This window comes from Crocosphaera sp. Alani8 (assembly GCF_038442745.1).
Taxonomy (GTDB): Bacteria; Cyanobacteriota; Cyanobacteriia; order Cyanobacteriales; family Microcystaceae; genus Crocosphaera.
This window is the reverse complement of the sequence record NZ_JARVCN010000041.1, coordinates 1-14,196: the sequence shown is the minus strand read 5'-3', so window position 1 is coordinate 14,196 and position 14,196 is coordinate 1. Positions and strand designations below refer to the sequence as shown.

The 14,196-nt window shown below is 37.3% G+C and carries 15 protein-coding genes and 2 pseudogenes; 10 read left to right on the top strand and 7 right to left on the bottom strand.

Annotated features, from left to right (window positions below; translation table 11 throughout):
• The 7 genes and pseudogenes from P9B04_RS03410 to P9B04_RS03380 form a co-directional block, all read left to right on the top strand.
• Positions 1–873 (top strand): annotated as a pseudogene (locus tag P9B04_RS03410) (hypothetical protein); the annotation flags it as partial.
• 684 nt (positions 874–1,557) lie between these two features.
• Positions 1,558–1,965, top strand: coding sequence for a plasmid mobilization protein (locus tag P9B04_RS03405; RefSeq protein ID WP_342053593.1), 408 nt, complete (start codon positions 1,558–1,560; stop codon positions 1,963–1,965).
• Positions 1,966–2,018: 53 nt separating this feature from the next.
• The gene (locus P9B04_RS03400; RefSeq protein WP_342053592.1) at positions 2,019–2,381 is read left to right on the top strand and encodes a type II toxin-antitoxin system RelE/ParE family toxin; all 363 of its coding nucleotides are present in this window, start codon (positions 2,019–2,021) and stop codon (positions 2,379–2,381) included.
• A gap of 16 nt (positions 2,382–2,397) precedes the next feature.
• The gene (locus tag P9B04_RS03395) at positions 2,398–2,727 is read left to right on the top strand and encodes a helix-turn-helix domain-containing protein (RefSeq protein ID WP_342053591.1); all 330 of its coding nucleotides are present in this window, start codon (positions 2,398–2,400) and stop codon (positions 2,725–2,727) included.
• Positions 2,728–2,824: 97 nt separating this feature from the next.
• Complete coding sequence (locus P9B04_RS03390) at positions 2,825–4,492, top strand: relaxase/mobilization nuclease domain-containing protein (protein WP_342053590.1); 1,668 nt, start codon at positions 2,825–2,827, stop codon at positions 4,490–4,492.
• Positions 4,493–4,595: 103 nt separating this feature from the next.
• Positions 4,596–4,883, top strand: a complete 288-nt coding sequence (locus P9B04_RS03385; RefSeq protein ID WP_342053589.1) for a type II toxin-antitoxin system TacA family antitoxin — start codon at positions 4,596–4,598, stop codon at positions 4,881–4,883.
• Entirely contained in the window at positions 4,870–5,370 is a 501-nt protein-coding gene (locus P9B04_RS03380) for a GNAT family N-acetyltransferase (RefSeq protein ID WP_342053588.1), read from the top strand. The genes P9B04_RS03385 and P9B04_RS03380 overlap by 14 nt, the downstream gene beginning before the upstream one ends.
• 831 nt (positions 5,371–6,201) lie before the next feature.
• Here P9B04_RS03380 and psb34 read toward each other — a convergent pair.
• Positions 6,202–6,375, bottom strand: a complete 174-nt coding sequence (psb34, locus tag P9B04_RS03375) for a photosystem II assembly protein Psb34 (protein WP_342053587.1) — start codon at positions 6,373–6,375, stop codon at positions 6,202–6,204.
• A 325-nt stretch (positions 6,376–6,700) separates the two neighbouring features.
• Here psb34 and P9B04_RS03370 point away from each other — a divergent pair, with 325 nt between their 5' ends.
• Positions 6,701–6,898: a hypothetical protein gene (locus P9B04_RS03370; protein ID WP_287139541.1), complete on the top strand. Its 198-nt coding sequence runs from the start codon at positions 6,701–6,703 to the stop codon at positions 6,896–6,898.
• 829 nt (positions 6,899–7,727) lie between these two features.
• Here the strand turns inward: P9B04_RS03370 and P9B04_RS03365 are convergent.
• Together P9B04_RS03365 and P9B04_RS03360 are read right to left on the bottom strand one after the other, a co-directional pair.
• Complete coding sequence (locus tag P9B04_RS03365; protein ID WP_342053586.1) at positions 7,728–8,111, bottom strand: type II toxin-antitoxin system VapC family toxin; 384 nt, start codon at positions 8,109–8,111, stop codon at positions 7,728–7,730.
• The gene (locus P9B04_RS03360; protein WP_342053585.1) at positions 8,104–8,355 is read right to left on the bottom strand and encodes an AbrB/MazE/SpoVT family DNA-binding domain-containing protein; all 252 of its coding nucleotides are present in this window, start codon (positions 8,353–8,355) and stop codon (positions 8,104–8,106) included. Before P9B04_RS03360 ends, P9B04_RS03365 begins: the two co-directional genes overlap by 8 nt.
• Positions 8,356–8,870: 515 nt before the next feature.
• On the opposite strand from P9B04_RS03360, the gene P9B04_RS03355 reads away from it, so the two are divergent.
• Together P9B04_RS03355 and P9B04_RS03350 are read left to right on the top strand one after the other, a co-directional pair.
• Complete coding sequence (locus tag P9B04_RS03355; RefSeq protein WP_342053584.1) at positions 8,871–9,962, top strand: tyrosine-type recombinase/integrase; 1,092 nt, start codon at positions 8,871–8,873, stop codon at positions 9,960–9,962.
• A 9-nt stretch (positions 9,963–9,971) separates the two neighbouring features.
• A pseudogene (locus P9B04_RS03350) lies at positions 9,972–10,076 on the top strand (tyrosine-type recombinase/integrase); the annotation flags it as partial.
• A gap of 28 nt (positions 10,077–10,104) precedes the next feature.
• Here P9B04_RS03350 and P9B04_RS03345 read toward each other — a convergent pair.
• From P9B04_RS03345 to P9B04_RS03330, 4 genes are read right to left on the bottom strand one after another with little or no spacing between them, the layout of a single operon-like run.
• Complete coding sequence (locus tag P9B04_RS03345) at positions 10,105–11,592, bottom strand: ankyrin repeat domain-containing protein (protein ID WP_342053583.1); 1,488 nt, start codon at positions 11,590–11,592, stop codon at positions 10,105–10,107.
• A gap of 51 nt (positions 11,593–11,643) precedes the next feature.
• Positions 11,644–12,753: an RHS repeat domain-containing protein gene (locus tag P9B04_RS03340; protein WP_342053582.1), complete on the bottom strand. Its 1,110-nt coding sequence runs from the start codon at positions 12,751–12,753 to the stop codon at positions 11,644–11,646.
• Between the two features lie 16 nt (positions 12,754–12,769).
• Positions 12,770–13,384, bottom strand: coding sequence for a hypothetical protein (locus P9B04_RS03335; RefSeq protein ID WP_342053581.1), 615 nt, complete (start codon positions 13,382–13,384; stop codon positions 12,770–12,772).
• A 46-nt stretch (positions 13,385–13,430) separates the two neighbouring features.
• Positions 13,431–14,156, bottom strand: coding sequence for a hypothetical protein (locus P9B04_RS03330; protein WP_342053580.1), 726 nt, complete (start codon positions 14,154–14,156; stop codon positions 13,431–13,433).
• Between the last annotated feature and the right edge of the window lie 40 nt (positions 14,157–14,196).

Below are 14,196 nucleotides of genomic sequence, written 5' to 3'. Positions count from 1 at the left end.
ATTCTGACCTTATTATACCCTAATTTTGCTCATATTTTAGATGCGTTTGCCCTGGGTAAGGAATCTGTATTACAAGAGTCGGTTTGTAGTACGGAAAATGGGCAAGAAAATAACCAAAAAGTTTTTTCAGCAGAAAATGGCGATAACCAGCATCAGTCAAGCTATATAGCGGTTGACGATCCCTCAAAAATTCTTATAGAAGATCCGCCACATCGTCAACCGCTATATGATACTACAAGTTCGGCTAATTTGGATAGAAATACTCAGAACATGGAGACAACAACAAATCCCAATCTGGATATGAATGAAGTGGGGATGGAGAGAATAATAGAATCCAATGTGGATATAAATATTGAGGAAATGGAGGCGACAACGGAACCAGATATAAATAATAAAGAGATAGTTTCAACAAATTCCGTTATGGATATCAATATTTGGGAGATTGAATCGGTGGGTGAGATTCCCCTTGAGGCCATATCCCTATTTGATCGCCAATTTATCGCGGGTCTAATTAGTCATTCTGAGACAGTAGAAGATATTAAGTTTCTCAGGGATGAGAGTGGTTTAACCAAAGAAAAATTACAACTAGGATGGAATCTCTTGCCATCAGAAGAAAAAGAGCGATTACGACCATTATTTGCCCAACTTAACCAACCAGAACCAGATCCTTTCCCTATTGGGCAAAAAATCAAAGCACGGCTGCAACATTTCACCGGTCAATGGATGCGGTTGATAGGGGAAGTGGTAGAATTTCTGACTGATTCTGGGGATATCCATAAACAGTTAAGGACTGCTGATGGTTGGGAGTATCCCCTAAGTTGTTTAAATGATATTCAACCCCTCAGTTGGGAAGAAAGGATGGGACTATCTTAGTTGACTTCACAATTATTTTATATTCGACGATTCGTGCAAAATACCTCGAAGTCTCTCTAAAACCTGATTCTAGGTAATAAATATGTTCTATTAAAAATCGAAACCAGCAACAATCCTGTTTGATACAAAGTAAAAGTGAGCTATCCTCATAAAATTATAAATTATCAAATATTGGAAGTGAATCTGACTAAATATACTCAGTTTGTCTTGGTAAAAAATCGGCTTTGATGAGGGAAAATGAGGGACTTTGCACACCAAAAATCTAGAAAATGTCCGTACAAAATGAGGTAATTTTAGTTAGTAATTAGGTTAAAATATAGAGGAGAGCCAGCAGGCTTTATGTCATACAGTTATGGTATAATTATTAATAGAAAGGTGCTGCTGGTTGGGGGGAAATGCCCCCCAAACCCCCCTAAAAATAAAGGAAATCTAAAAGGATGCTTTTGAAACCGTCCCCGTTAATAATAAGTTTACTTTAGAAACATTTAATGTCAAAGGATTGCAGATTGCAGAGGGCAGATTGTAGATTTACATAAGCTTAAAAGACAGGGGGCAAGGGAAAAGTAGATTGTAGATTTACATAAGCTTAAAAACAAGGGAACCTGTTTTACTCAATCTCCAATCTCCAATCTCCAATCTCCAATTTTTGGTCAATCCTTTAATTTAATCAGAAAAAATATCACCATGCCCAACCCTGAGAAAAAAGAAAAAGTCGTTTCTATTCGATTTAGAGAAAGTGAATTATCAAACCTCGATGAACAAGCAGATGCAGTCAACTTATCCAGAAGTGCTTACATCACTCGGAAACTTCAAGGTTTACCGGTGTTGCCCTCCAGGGTTCCTGGAGTCAATTGGAATATTTATCGAGAATTAGGGGAAATTTCCACTCAACTATCGGCCTTGGGTAACAATATTAATCAAATGGCTAAAGTGTTGAACACTGCTAACCAACAAGGGCAACCCCTTCCCTCAAACCTTAATAACGTTGATGACTTAACCGAAGTTATGACCTTAATTGAACAACTCAAACCCACCCTCAAACAAATTCGATTGGAATTATCAGGCGTTGAGGTAAACGAATTAAACCATTAAGTTTCAGTCTAAAATTCAAGAATTAATCATGGATAAAGTAATAATAGGTAAAAATGGGAGATGAATTACTAAAAACGGTTATTTGGGTGGGATCTTCTAAAAAGGAACTCTTAGAGTTTCCTGAAGATGTCATCGATGAAGTTGGTTATATCCTGTATCGGGTTCAAAAAAACCAAACTCATCCTCACATTAAACCTTTGAAGGGATTAAGTGGAGTATTTGAAATTAAGAGTGATTATCAAACAGATACTTACCGAACAGTATATGCTCTCAAACTTGGTAATTCTGTTTATGTTCTCCACGCCTTTAAGAAAAAATCGAAAACAGGTATTAAAACCCCCAAACAGACAATTGATTTAATTAAAGAACGCCTAAAACAAGCACAAAAGATTGCCAATCAAACAGACTCTAATTAGGATAAAGGAGAAAAAAATGCCAGACTATACGGTAAGTTCAGGAAACATTTTCGCCGATTTAGGATTTAGTAATGCAGAAGAAAAGTTAGCTAAAGTTAAACTAGCTTCACTCATTTACGACCTGATTAATGAGAGACAATTAGCTGATGAAGAAGTGGCTAGAATTTTAACGATTGATGTATCTCAAGTCACGAATTTAAAGAATGGTCGATTGTCAGGTTTTTCTTTAGAAAAACTCTTAAGTTTTCTGGTGGCATTAGGGCAAAATATTGAAATTATGGTCAGTCCCAAACCCGAAACTGTGTCTAGTGGCACTATCAAAGTAGTCCGTCAATCTTGTGCTTGAATTAAGAGATTACTTACTAATTGTCCATTAACCATCAATTTTAAGAATCATCACTTATTAGTTATTAATCGTTTTTTTTATTCTTGAAACTAAACCAATGATAGGACACATTGAACATGGCAGTAACTTTGGGGGATTATTTCGTTATTTATTGGCTACTGATAAAGGGGCCAGAATTATTGGAGGAAACGCAGCCGGGGACACCATTGAACAACTAACCCAAGAATTCAATAATTGTGCAGACCAAAGACGAACCACCACCAAACCGGTCAAACACTTTATTCTCAGTTTTGCCCCAGAAGACGGGGAAGTAGAAGATGACCTCAAACAAGAGATTGCCACACAAGCCATTCAACGATTAGGCTATGTAGATAATCAATATGTAGTCATTGAACATCAGCGACAAGACCCCGGCCATGATTGGAACCATGACCATGACCATATCCATATTGCCGTGAATATGATTACCTTAGAAGGGCAAAGAGTGGATGACTGGCAAGATAAACGAAGATTTGAAGCCATTATCAGGGAATTAGAACAAGAACATCAATTAACCCAAGTTGCCCCTAGTCGGGAGAGAAAACAGAAAGCCCTTACTCATGGCCAAGTGCAAAAATATAAACGACAACTGAGGGATTATCAAACCGGTTTACAGCCACAAACCCCAGATATTCCCATTTCCATCAAACTACAAGCAGCCATCGATGCCGTCACCAGAGATAAACCCACCATGACCCTATTTATAGGGAGATTGCAACATTTAGGCATAGACGTGAAACCCATTATCACAGCCACCGGTAGAAAAAGAATTAGTTATCATATCGACGGGGCTAAACCTTTTAGGGGGAGTAAACTGCATAACGGCAGCTTCCCTAAATTAATTAGTCAGCGAGGAGTTAACTGTGACCCTCAACGGGATAGAAAAGCGATGGAATCTGCCGTTAACCATCAACAAGTTACCCTTCCCACAGAACAATTAATTAACTGGTCAGAGATTAACTTAAGTCTTTATTTACCTAAAGAATTAGATACTGAATCATTAGGAAAAGAGAAGCAGAAGAAAAACCAATTATCTTTAAATAATGAGCCTAAAAGTTGTAAGAATAATCAACATATTAGGGTATTAATTAATGAGAATAAAACAGAAGATTTGTCCCATAAAGAGAATGAAATTAGAAAAGAACCATTACTTAAAATTAATCAGAGCCAGGAATCATCAGATAACAAAGAAGAAGCTTTAATCAATCAGTCTAAATTAAATACTGTTAATACATCATTAGAGACATTAGACAAAGAAAACACCTTAATTAATCAGTCTAAGTTAAACACTCTTAATACATCATCAGAGACATTAGACAAAGAAAAAGCCTTAATGAATCCCTTACCGTTGACTCCTGAATTTTGTTTTGATGTCATAGAAAAGCAACTTGAATATACCCTAACCATAGCTCCTATTGCTTATCGATGGTTAAAAGCCAACCAAACCGTTAGATATTCAGCCAAAGATAACTTAATAGAATATAGTCAAGGAAGATTAACTATTAGAAATGGAGAAGGAAACTATAAAATGATAGCTCAAGCTGTTGGGTTTGATGAACAGAATTTCCAGCAATGGCAGTGTATTAACTTACCTCAAAATAGTCCTGGGTTAACCCAAAAAGACGTAGAAACATTTACCGGTTCTAAGATGAAAGACGCACTTAGAGAATTAGAGCAGAAAACGAATCAATTCATAAAACGAAGAAAGGGGAGACGGGGACGTTAACAATTAACAATTAATTATTTGGTAATTATCCATTGTCCATTATTGATGGTGCCATTTTGTCACCAAGTCTGTTAAAATGAAGGAAAATAAGGAACTAAATTTGATGGCTAAAACCTCTCCAAACGATTCCCGTGTAACAGCTAGAATTCCAGTCTCAGTAAAAGAGACATTACAAAAAGCTGCTGATTTGACAGGAGCAACCTTAAACCAATTTATGGTAGCAGCAGCCGTCAAAGAAGCTCAATTCGTCATTAACCAAGAGCAGATAATTCACTTATCTGATGTCGATGCCGATAAAATTTTTAGTCTCATTGAAAATCCCCCCGTCCCTAATGACCATTTAAAGGACGCTATTGCTAGACATCAGGCTTTTTTCAGTGAAACAGATTGAACTCCTGAGTAAGCATCACGATAGGAAAGGGTTTGACTGTGGAGAGAATGCCCTTAATCAGTTCTTACAACGCACCGCACGACAGCATATCCAGAAAGGGTTATCTCGTACCTTTGTTTTGGTTGATACTGAGCAACCATCGGTCATTATAGGCTTTTTTCCCTTGACCTTGTGTGAGGTACAAGTTGATAATCTTCCCCCTCGTTGGGCGAAGAAATATCCCGATGTTGTACCTGGGGTAAAGTTAGCAAGATTAGCCGTGTCAAAGAACTTTCAAAAACAAGGGATTGGGTCTATTTTGTTGGTTGAGTCCATGAAACGAGCAAAAGTAATTGCAGACAATGCCGGGGTGATAGGGTTGTTTGTAGATGCAAAAAGTCTTGAAGTGAAAAAATATTATCAACGTTTTGGGTTTGAGGGAACAGAAGAACATCCTTTACTATTGTTTTTGCCGTTATCCACTATTAATGATTTACTTGAGTCTTGATTGTTTTCCCAACTCTAATATCATGCGTCTCTAGAAGAAAATCTTATTACCTTCAAAAAACAAAGAAAACATTAAATGGTAAAATAGGGGGGATTGGGGGGAAATGCCCCCCAACCAGCAGCAAGTGCAGTTATTGGGTAGATAGCAACTGTATGACATAGAGCCTGCTGGCTCTCCGACTCCACGGAGGATTTTAAACACATCCGTAGTATGAACTGTAGTGCTAAAAAATTCCTCAAATATCGGTGTTTTGGCTTGAAAGTGGCTGGAGTAAGCGTCATTAAAATTTTCAGATAACAACTCAAAAATCAGAGCATTCTGCTTTATAAAGAATCAACAAAGATTTAAACAGATTCTTGGTAATCTAATAAACAAAAATAAGATTATTTGTTGTAAAATGACTTAAAATAAACTCCTCAAGCCAAATCAAGCCAAAAGTAAAACGAAGGAGTAATTCGTCGGTTTTCAAGAATAAAAACCGTTGCTATTCAAAGTATAAAAGAAAAAATAGGGTAAAAATCAGGTATATTAAACTGATATAACTTAAATCATTCAATAAATTCTTTTTTCGGTTTACGGTAGTTTAAATGTACCAAATAATCGCTTTTGTGAAGTCGCTCAAGATCGGCAAAAATCGGCACTCAAAAATAGCCCCGATACTTTGTCAAACTGAGGACACATCTTTGAGAAATATAGAGACGAAAGAGGTCCATCAGATTCCAAAAAATAAGTCGTAGTTGATCTTCTGGCAAAAAGATAAACAGCAAAAAACCCCAGACTATCTGAGGTCAAACGGGAGAAATCCTAAATTGTCAAGCAAGAGATAAATTTTTAGCTAATGACAGCAGAAACAATGACTAAGCTGGTGACGAATAATGCAGCGATAGCTCCTTGGACTAAGTAACGACGTTGTTGAAAAGGAGCAGGATATTCAGCGTAGTAAGGTTGAGGCTCTACTGCGTAGTTATTGAGAATACCGTTGTCGAGTTGAGTGGTGGTGTACATACCTTGTTGCCTCCTGTGGCTCTCTATGTAAATAATTGTAACAATAAAAGTAACAGTTTGTAAATAATACTTGACAAATTATTTTTGATAGTATCCATTAGATGTACTTATCAAGGATTCTCAGGAAAGACTTATCAATGAGTGAGGGAAAACTCAGGGTGAAGGAATAAGGTAAGGATGAATGGGCAATATTTTCCACTTTATTCCACTTATAAGGAGAAAAGGGAATGGCGAAAACCTAGAATATACCTTGCTTTTGGGACTGACATCACCCCTGATGACCTCATAAGATAAGGGTAACAAGAGGACAAGAGAGGTCAAACAAATGTTCAACACCACCACCAACAACACCGCCATCGTCCGTAACTACATTATTCTCGCAGCTACCGTTATGTTCGCTTCAATGGGTTTAACCGATACATTTTTTGCCCCCACTCGCAACGGACAACAAGAACGTCTCAATAACTATGGACAAGTTGTTAGTGCTGGATTGGTTTCTTACTCTCAAAAATTAGGACGTTAATTCTTCACACATCATTAACGCTCTATAATTATCCATTATTAATTATCAATTATTAAAAGTTTTGACCGTTATCTCTTGTTATTTACCTCGTCTTCTGACGGGGTTTTTTGTTGGTAACTGTATATAAAAAAGATTATTTGTTGCGCATCTAGAGTAATTTTAAGCTTCTAATTCTAACCTTTAATGCCTTACTCTTAAACAATCAACCTGGATCAAGTACAGTTTTCTCGACACAAATACATTTTATTGGTTCGGTGAGTAAACCCTACCAAATAGGGGATATAAGCCTCACTTACGTTTCTCTTGTCACCTGATTAATATAAAAATAACCAAACAATTGAAGAAGGAGTCAGAATACAGGAGTCAGGAGTCAGGAGAGAAATAGAATGGGGATTCAAACCCCAATCTATTTCTAAGCAACTTGTAGAAGATGGGGTATTAAACCCAATGGGGCAAGAAGGGAATCAGGAGAAAAAATTGTTTAATTATTAATATTAATTCTGGCTCCTGACTCCTGACTCCTGACTTCTTGCCCCATTGGGGCGATAAACAAACCAGTTTACGTTAATCAACTATTCATAGATTACTCAAAGGAGACACCATCATGGCATTAGTACGTTATAGTCCTTGGCAAGAAATGAATTCTGAGCAACGTCAATTAAACCGTTTATTTGATGAAGCTTTAACTCCTACGCTCTTCAGATGATTTTGGGAATTTCTCTAAAATCCCTGCTGCTGAATTAACCGAAACTGATGACGCTTTGCATCTAAAACTCGAAGTTCCTGGGATGTCAGCTTGTTTGAATGAGCGTGTCTCTTGAAGAGAAATTCAACGAACAACTTCGATAGAAATGCCGATGTTCAATTGTCCCCAAGCTTTGTCCGTTGTAACGGCGGTATAATTTAGCTGTTGAGCTAACCCTAAACAAGCCCTATCCCCTAAAGATAAGCCTAAATGACGAGTGAGAGGACGCAGACGGGCGCAACATAAAGCTAATGGCTCATCAAAGGCAATGACTTCAAGATTGAGATAAGAAAGCACTAATTTAATTTCTGGTTCTGGGACATTTTTTTCTTCTAGTTTGGCGATGACTTCACTGAGGTTAACCGCACTAATAACAGACTCCCCTAAAATTTCACTAACGCGCTTGTTTCCTATTTCTTGATTAAGAACAGCAAGTACAGCCGAAGCATCAAGGACATAATTACTCATTTTCTGCTTCTATCCGACGTTCTTCAATCAATTCAGTGGCTAAGTCCTGATAAGAAGTGTAACGGGTGACGATGGATTGAGCGCGACGTAAGGCTTCGGTTCGAGGCAAAATGCGGATGGTTCCTTCTTCGAGGGTGAGAATAACGTCATCCCCTGTATTAAGGGCTAAAGCGCGACGATATTCTGCCGGAATGACAATGCGCCCTCCATCAGTGATCTTGGTGGTTGTTCCTTGAACTGTCATTATTTTTATTTATGGCATAATTGATATATCTGTCATTTTAACTTAACTTGTCATATTTAACTTTATGTTCATTTCCCCCACAGTTACGCGCATCAAATATTTAGTAATGTATTTTTCGGGATTTAGTACACTACTTAGTCCGTGATAAAAGTACAGTATTAAGTAATTGATATAAGTAAAGGACTCTTGAGAAAGTATTTTACTTAGTAATGGATATAGTCAGTTACCATCAGAAGAGAAGTTAAAGGAACTAATACAAGAGTCAGTGACTAATCTGTTACCTAATCTTTTATCTAGTAATGGACTAACCCTGGACAGCAAATAGTATTTAGAAGCTCTCTTAATAATTCTTAACTTCCTATCTCTAGATCAAAGCTTTGATCTCCATTTTCCAACAACTCAGCTTTATATTCTTTAGAGTCGTATAAGGATATTTATCTGACGCATTATGGTATGGTAATGAGTTCAGTATCGGGCATTTGTGCCTGATCTACAAGAGGATTTATCCGACGCTTATGCTGACCCATACGACCCCCTCGGATCTCACCCCCACTGATTTATTGGATCGCTTTGCTGCTTTCGTTCGTCTGGACACTGCCGATGGCAATGCTGCCGATGATACGGTGAAAACCTACGCTTGTACTGTAAAGCAATTTTTTAGTTGGTGCCACTCTCAAAGACTCCATCCCCTCGATGCCACACGGGATGATATCAAGGAGTACCGTCGTTGGTTGGTGGAAATTCAGGCTTATAAATGTGCCACCATCGCTCTAAAATTGACGGTGGTGCGTCGCTTTTATGCAGGGGCGGTAGAACGGGGTCTAATCCTGGCTAATCCGGGTTTGGGCATTAAACCCCCTAGAGAAAATATTGATCCAGCCGAACGCATTAATTACCTTGAAGAACCGGAAGTGACAGGGTTATTGGAGAGTTTGCCCACTGAGAATACTATAGGGGGGTTGCGGGATCGGGTTTTGGTGGCGGTGATGGTTTTGGAAGGATGCAGAACCGTAGAAATGCACCGGGCTTCTATTGGGGATATTATTAAAAGAGGTAAGGATATTGGGATCAGGGTATCGGGGAAACGCTCACGACGCATTGTGCCGTTAACCCCTGATTTGGCGAAGCTGCTGAATAAGTATCTGAATGCTAGGAAGCGGTCAGGAGAGGCGTTAAATGGGGATACGCCTTTGTTTATTGCTTTAGATAAAAGGACTTATGGAGGGCGTTTGAGTCGTCGTTCCATTCAGCGAGTGATTGATAAGTATTTACGAGCATCAGGGTTAAAGGAGCAGCCCAAGAAACAGAATTCGGGTAAAAAATCAGCCTCAAATCAGTCTCATCAACCGTCTAACGGGGAAAAACAACGCCCTTCACAATCGGCTTCATCTACGTCCACTACGTTTCAACAACCACAGCGACAGTTGAGCGCACATTCTTTGAGACATACGGCAGGGACGTTGGCTATTAGGGCAGGGTCGGATTTACGGCAGGTGCAGGATTTGTTAGGCCATGCTGATCCTAGAACGACGGCTTTGTATGCTCATGTGGCTGATCGGTGGCGTAATAATCCGGCTTTGCGATTGGGGGTGACGGTTCCTCTTTGACTTCTTTAGCAGAAGTTGGCGGGGCATAGTTCTCCGGTGACGACGGCGAAGTATGATCGACGGGGTGAGGAGACGAAACGGAGGGCGGTTCAGTGTTTGAAAATAAACGGATAATTTGAAATAAATTAGATGACTTCAGTATCTAATCTTCCTTGGCTCCAGCGTCTTTGAGTAGTTTTATAATTTCGGTATTTCCTGCTTCTCTAGCTAAAGATAAAGCTGTATTTCCGTTATTATCTTTAGCGTTAATATCTGCTCCATCGTCTATTGCTTTTTGGAGTTTATTAATATTTCCTCGTGATACAGCAAAAATAAGACGCATGGTGAGGTTTTTTTTACGTTGAATAGCACGAGCAAGTTTTTGTTGAGCATATTCTCTCTTTTCAAGGTCAGAAGTCATTGGAAATAAATAATCAAATACTGCTTGATGACCATAGTAAGCAGCTTTATTTAAGGCTACATTTCCGTTCTCATCAGTTGCATTAGCCTTGGCACCTGCATTGATTAAAATTTTCGTTATACTCAAATCTCCTTTCTGTGCTGCACACATTAAAGGAGTGATACCGCTTATATCAGTATAATTAACGTCTGCTCCTGCTTCAATTAATATTTTAACCACGTTAATATATCCTCTATCGGCTGCATTGTGTAGAGGAGAATTAGACCCTCCATGATTAGGATTTGCCCCAACTTCAAGTAACAATTTAACAATTTCTAAATTTCCTTGTGAAGCAGCAAAAGCTAACGGAGCATCTTCAAGAAATGCAGATTCATCAATATTGGCACCAGCATCTAGTAAGAGTTTAACAATATCTGCACGTTCAAGCTCAATAGTAAGCGTTAATGGAGTAAGCGTATCATCTAAATCAAATTGATTAACGTTAGTCCCTTGGGATATCAGTTTTTTAATTTTCGATAAATCAAAATTAGAAATGGCTTCAATTAAAGGAAAATTAGTATTTCTTTTTAGTTTTTTTGGGGGATTTTCTTGGAGACTAATAGAAAGTGCCTTTTGTGCAGCTTGTCTTTGTTGTATAGCAGAAGTTAGAGGAAATAAATAATCAAATACCAATTGATGACCACATTCAGCAGCCTTCATTAAAGCTGTCTTGCCAGTATTTTCAGTGGCATTAACATTAGCACCTGCATCAACTAAAATTTGAGCTATGTTCAAATTATCTATAACTGCTGCATTTATTAAAGCAGTCATTCCAAAGTCATCAGGATAATCAATATCTGCCCCTGCTTCAATTAGTATTCTAACTACATCACTATATTCTCCCACTACAGCCCTATGCAGAGGACAAACAAGGCCCCCTTGATTTGGATTTGCGCCCGCTTGAAGTAATAATTTAACAATTTCTAAACTTCCTTTTGAAGTAGCGAAACTTAACGGAGTATCTTCAATATATGTAGATTTATATAAATCAGCACCAGCCTCAAGTAAAAGTTTAACAATATCGGCTCTCCTAAGCTTAATAGCGAGCATTAAAGGAGTTAAATGGTCATTTCGATTGACTCGGTTAACGTTAAACCCTTGGGATATCAGTTCTTTGATTCTGGGTAAGTCAAAACTAGAAATTGCTTGATTTAAAGAATTTTTAGGGTTAGGAATATTCGAGTTTTTCATAGTTTTTAAATAAGCGGATAATATTTAACTAAAATAACTTATAAATGTTAGTTACCAATTGGAAGATTTAGTAGCATTTTGAAGAATGGAAGCTACTAAACCAGTAATCCCTTTACTTGCTGCTTCTCTATTAAGAATTGATCGTAAGACTTGTTTATTTTGTTTTCCTCCATCAAATAGCGTAATAAAACCAGCCAAATAAGTTGCATTTTTTCGCGCATATTTGTGTATGGCTGTCCACTGATGTTGTTTTGTAGGAGACTGTCCATTAAAGCCAAAGTAATCTGTAACAAGAGTCTTCAAAGATAGCTTAATATCACCAATTAACCAACTTCTATCACCATCAGCAGTATGGCGACGAGGATGACCTGATGTAATAATAAAATCAGGTCTTGAAGTATTTGACATAGGAGTCCCTTGAAATTCCCACTGAGGTGGTTGATAACCATCATCGATAGCAAAACCGCTAAGTTTTAATGTGGGTTCATAATAAATAAAATCATGGAAAGAATCAGGAAAATACTGATTTGCTAAACGTTTTATGGCAGCTTCAAAAACAAGGCCAGCAAATGTCTCCCCATCTAATTTAAGTGCAGAAGTAACGTCACTTGTAAAAATTGATGGGAGGTTTTCTAGAGGAAGAAAATGTCCAAAAACATCAAAAATTGCATCACTTACAACTTGATTAGCTTTAGCTGTTATTTGTTCTTTAACTTCCATTCCTATATAAGTTCTCGCATTATTAAGTATATCTTGTATTTTTCGACTAGCACCAACTTCAGTCAAAGTAATTTCCCCACTAGGATCTAAATAAATATGAGGATTATTATAAACAAACTGATAAGGATTACTACTTTCAGGTTCATACTCAATAATTTCTACGGTATCTCGACTCACAAACCGACCACTTTCAGGGTCATAATATCTCGCTCTAAAATGATACAAATCAGTATTCGATTCTAACCACTGTCCCTGGAACCTAAAATCACCTCCTGTTAACCCTAAATCATTCCCCTGAGAATTCCTTAAATTACCAAAACTATCATACTCAAATTCAGCGATCTCTGCCCCATTTCCATCCGCTAAACCTATTACAGAACCCATCGCATCCGTTAGATAATAAATAGGCTCTCCATTCTCATCTAACCTTAATATAGGCATCGAACCACTATATATATTAACCGCTAAGCTCAATAATTAAATCATATTTAATACTAGCTAAGCAGAAATTATATAAGCATAAAAGAAGCATTTTTTCAAATCCTAATGGATCATGTTCAAGCTCATAAATTCTTTCCTCACAGAGAAGTTCAAAATCAGGAGTATAATTACCTAAATCTAGTTTTAGCTTATCTGCTAATTCTGTTAATTCATCTTTTAACTGAATACTAGACCCCATACTTGTTAGAAAATCATCGGGAAGAAGTACATCCTTAAAATCTATAGGAACATAGCAACCAAAATAGTTATGATGCCAGAGGAGGTGAGACTGTTTTTCTGTAAAAATTTCCTTAGCTAAAGATAAGAAAAATACTCGTTCACCAATAAAAAGAGAATCACTTTCAGGAGTCCAATCAGGATTAGCTTCTAATTCAAGAAAAACGTTCTTTAAAAGAGTAAACTCAAAAGTGCTTATCTTCAGCCAGGGTAAGACAAGATCATCTGGTAATCTGTCAGGGCAGAAATTATAAGTTGATAAACCAATTTGTTTTAATTGCTTATTTATATCAGTAATTTTATCCAAAATTCCGTCATATCTTTTATGTCCTAGTAATCTAATAATTAATGACATAGTTGGTAATTCAATAGATAATTAGTTTTTAATTAATAGGAATATATTAATTGTCGATAAGATTAGCGAGAACAAGTATAACACCAGCTTGTAATGCTTTTCCTGCTAACTCTTTTCTATCTGTTTGAGAAAGCCCTTTACTCTCTTTTTTTGTACGCTCTAAAGGATTACCATCAAACAAAGCTAGATAGGAAACAAATGGTAGTATTTGATATTTTTGAGCATACTGAGCCATATTCTGCCACTGATTATCATTATTTTTAATATCTTCCCTAGCTTTACCCAGATAAGTTTTTAAATCTCCAACTAAATAAGCTCCAGGATCTTTTGGTCTATAAGATAAAGGAGGTGAGTTTCTGAACAAAAAGTCTGGCGCACTTCCTTTCAAATTTTGTAGTTTTTTACTAATTTTTGTTGGTGCTTGATTATGATTTGAACAATTAAAACCATTATTTTGTGGAACTCCGTTGTGAATTTTAACCTCAAAAAACAAGTTATCTTTTAGAGGTAAACCTTCAAAATAGCCACAAACTATTCCTTTTAACCCATCTTCAAAATCAAATTTCTTCTCAATACCACTTAAAAGGTCGTTCAAAACCGAAGAACCAGGAATAAAAGCATTAAGTGTACTTAATACCACATTGCCAAAACTATCCCCCAATCTTTGTAGGACATAATCTTTAGCTTGTGCGCCAGCATATCGTCTAACAGAAGCTAAAGCATCTTGTATTGCTTGACCTGCATTAATTTCCGTAATCTTGACACTCCCCACGAATATAATTCGGGGGATTCTTGGTTCACTGACTCAAGTT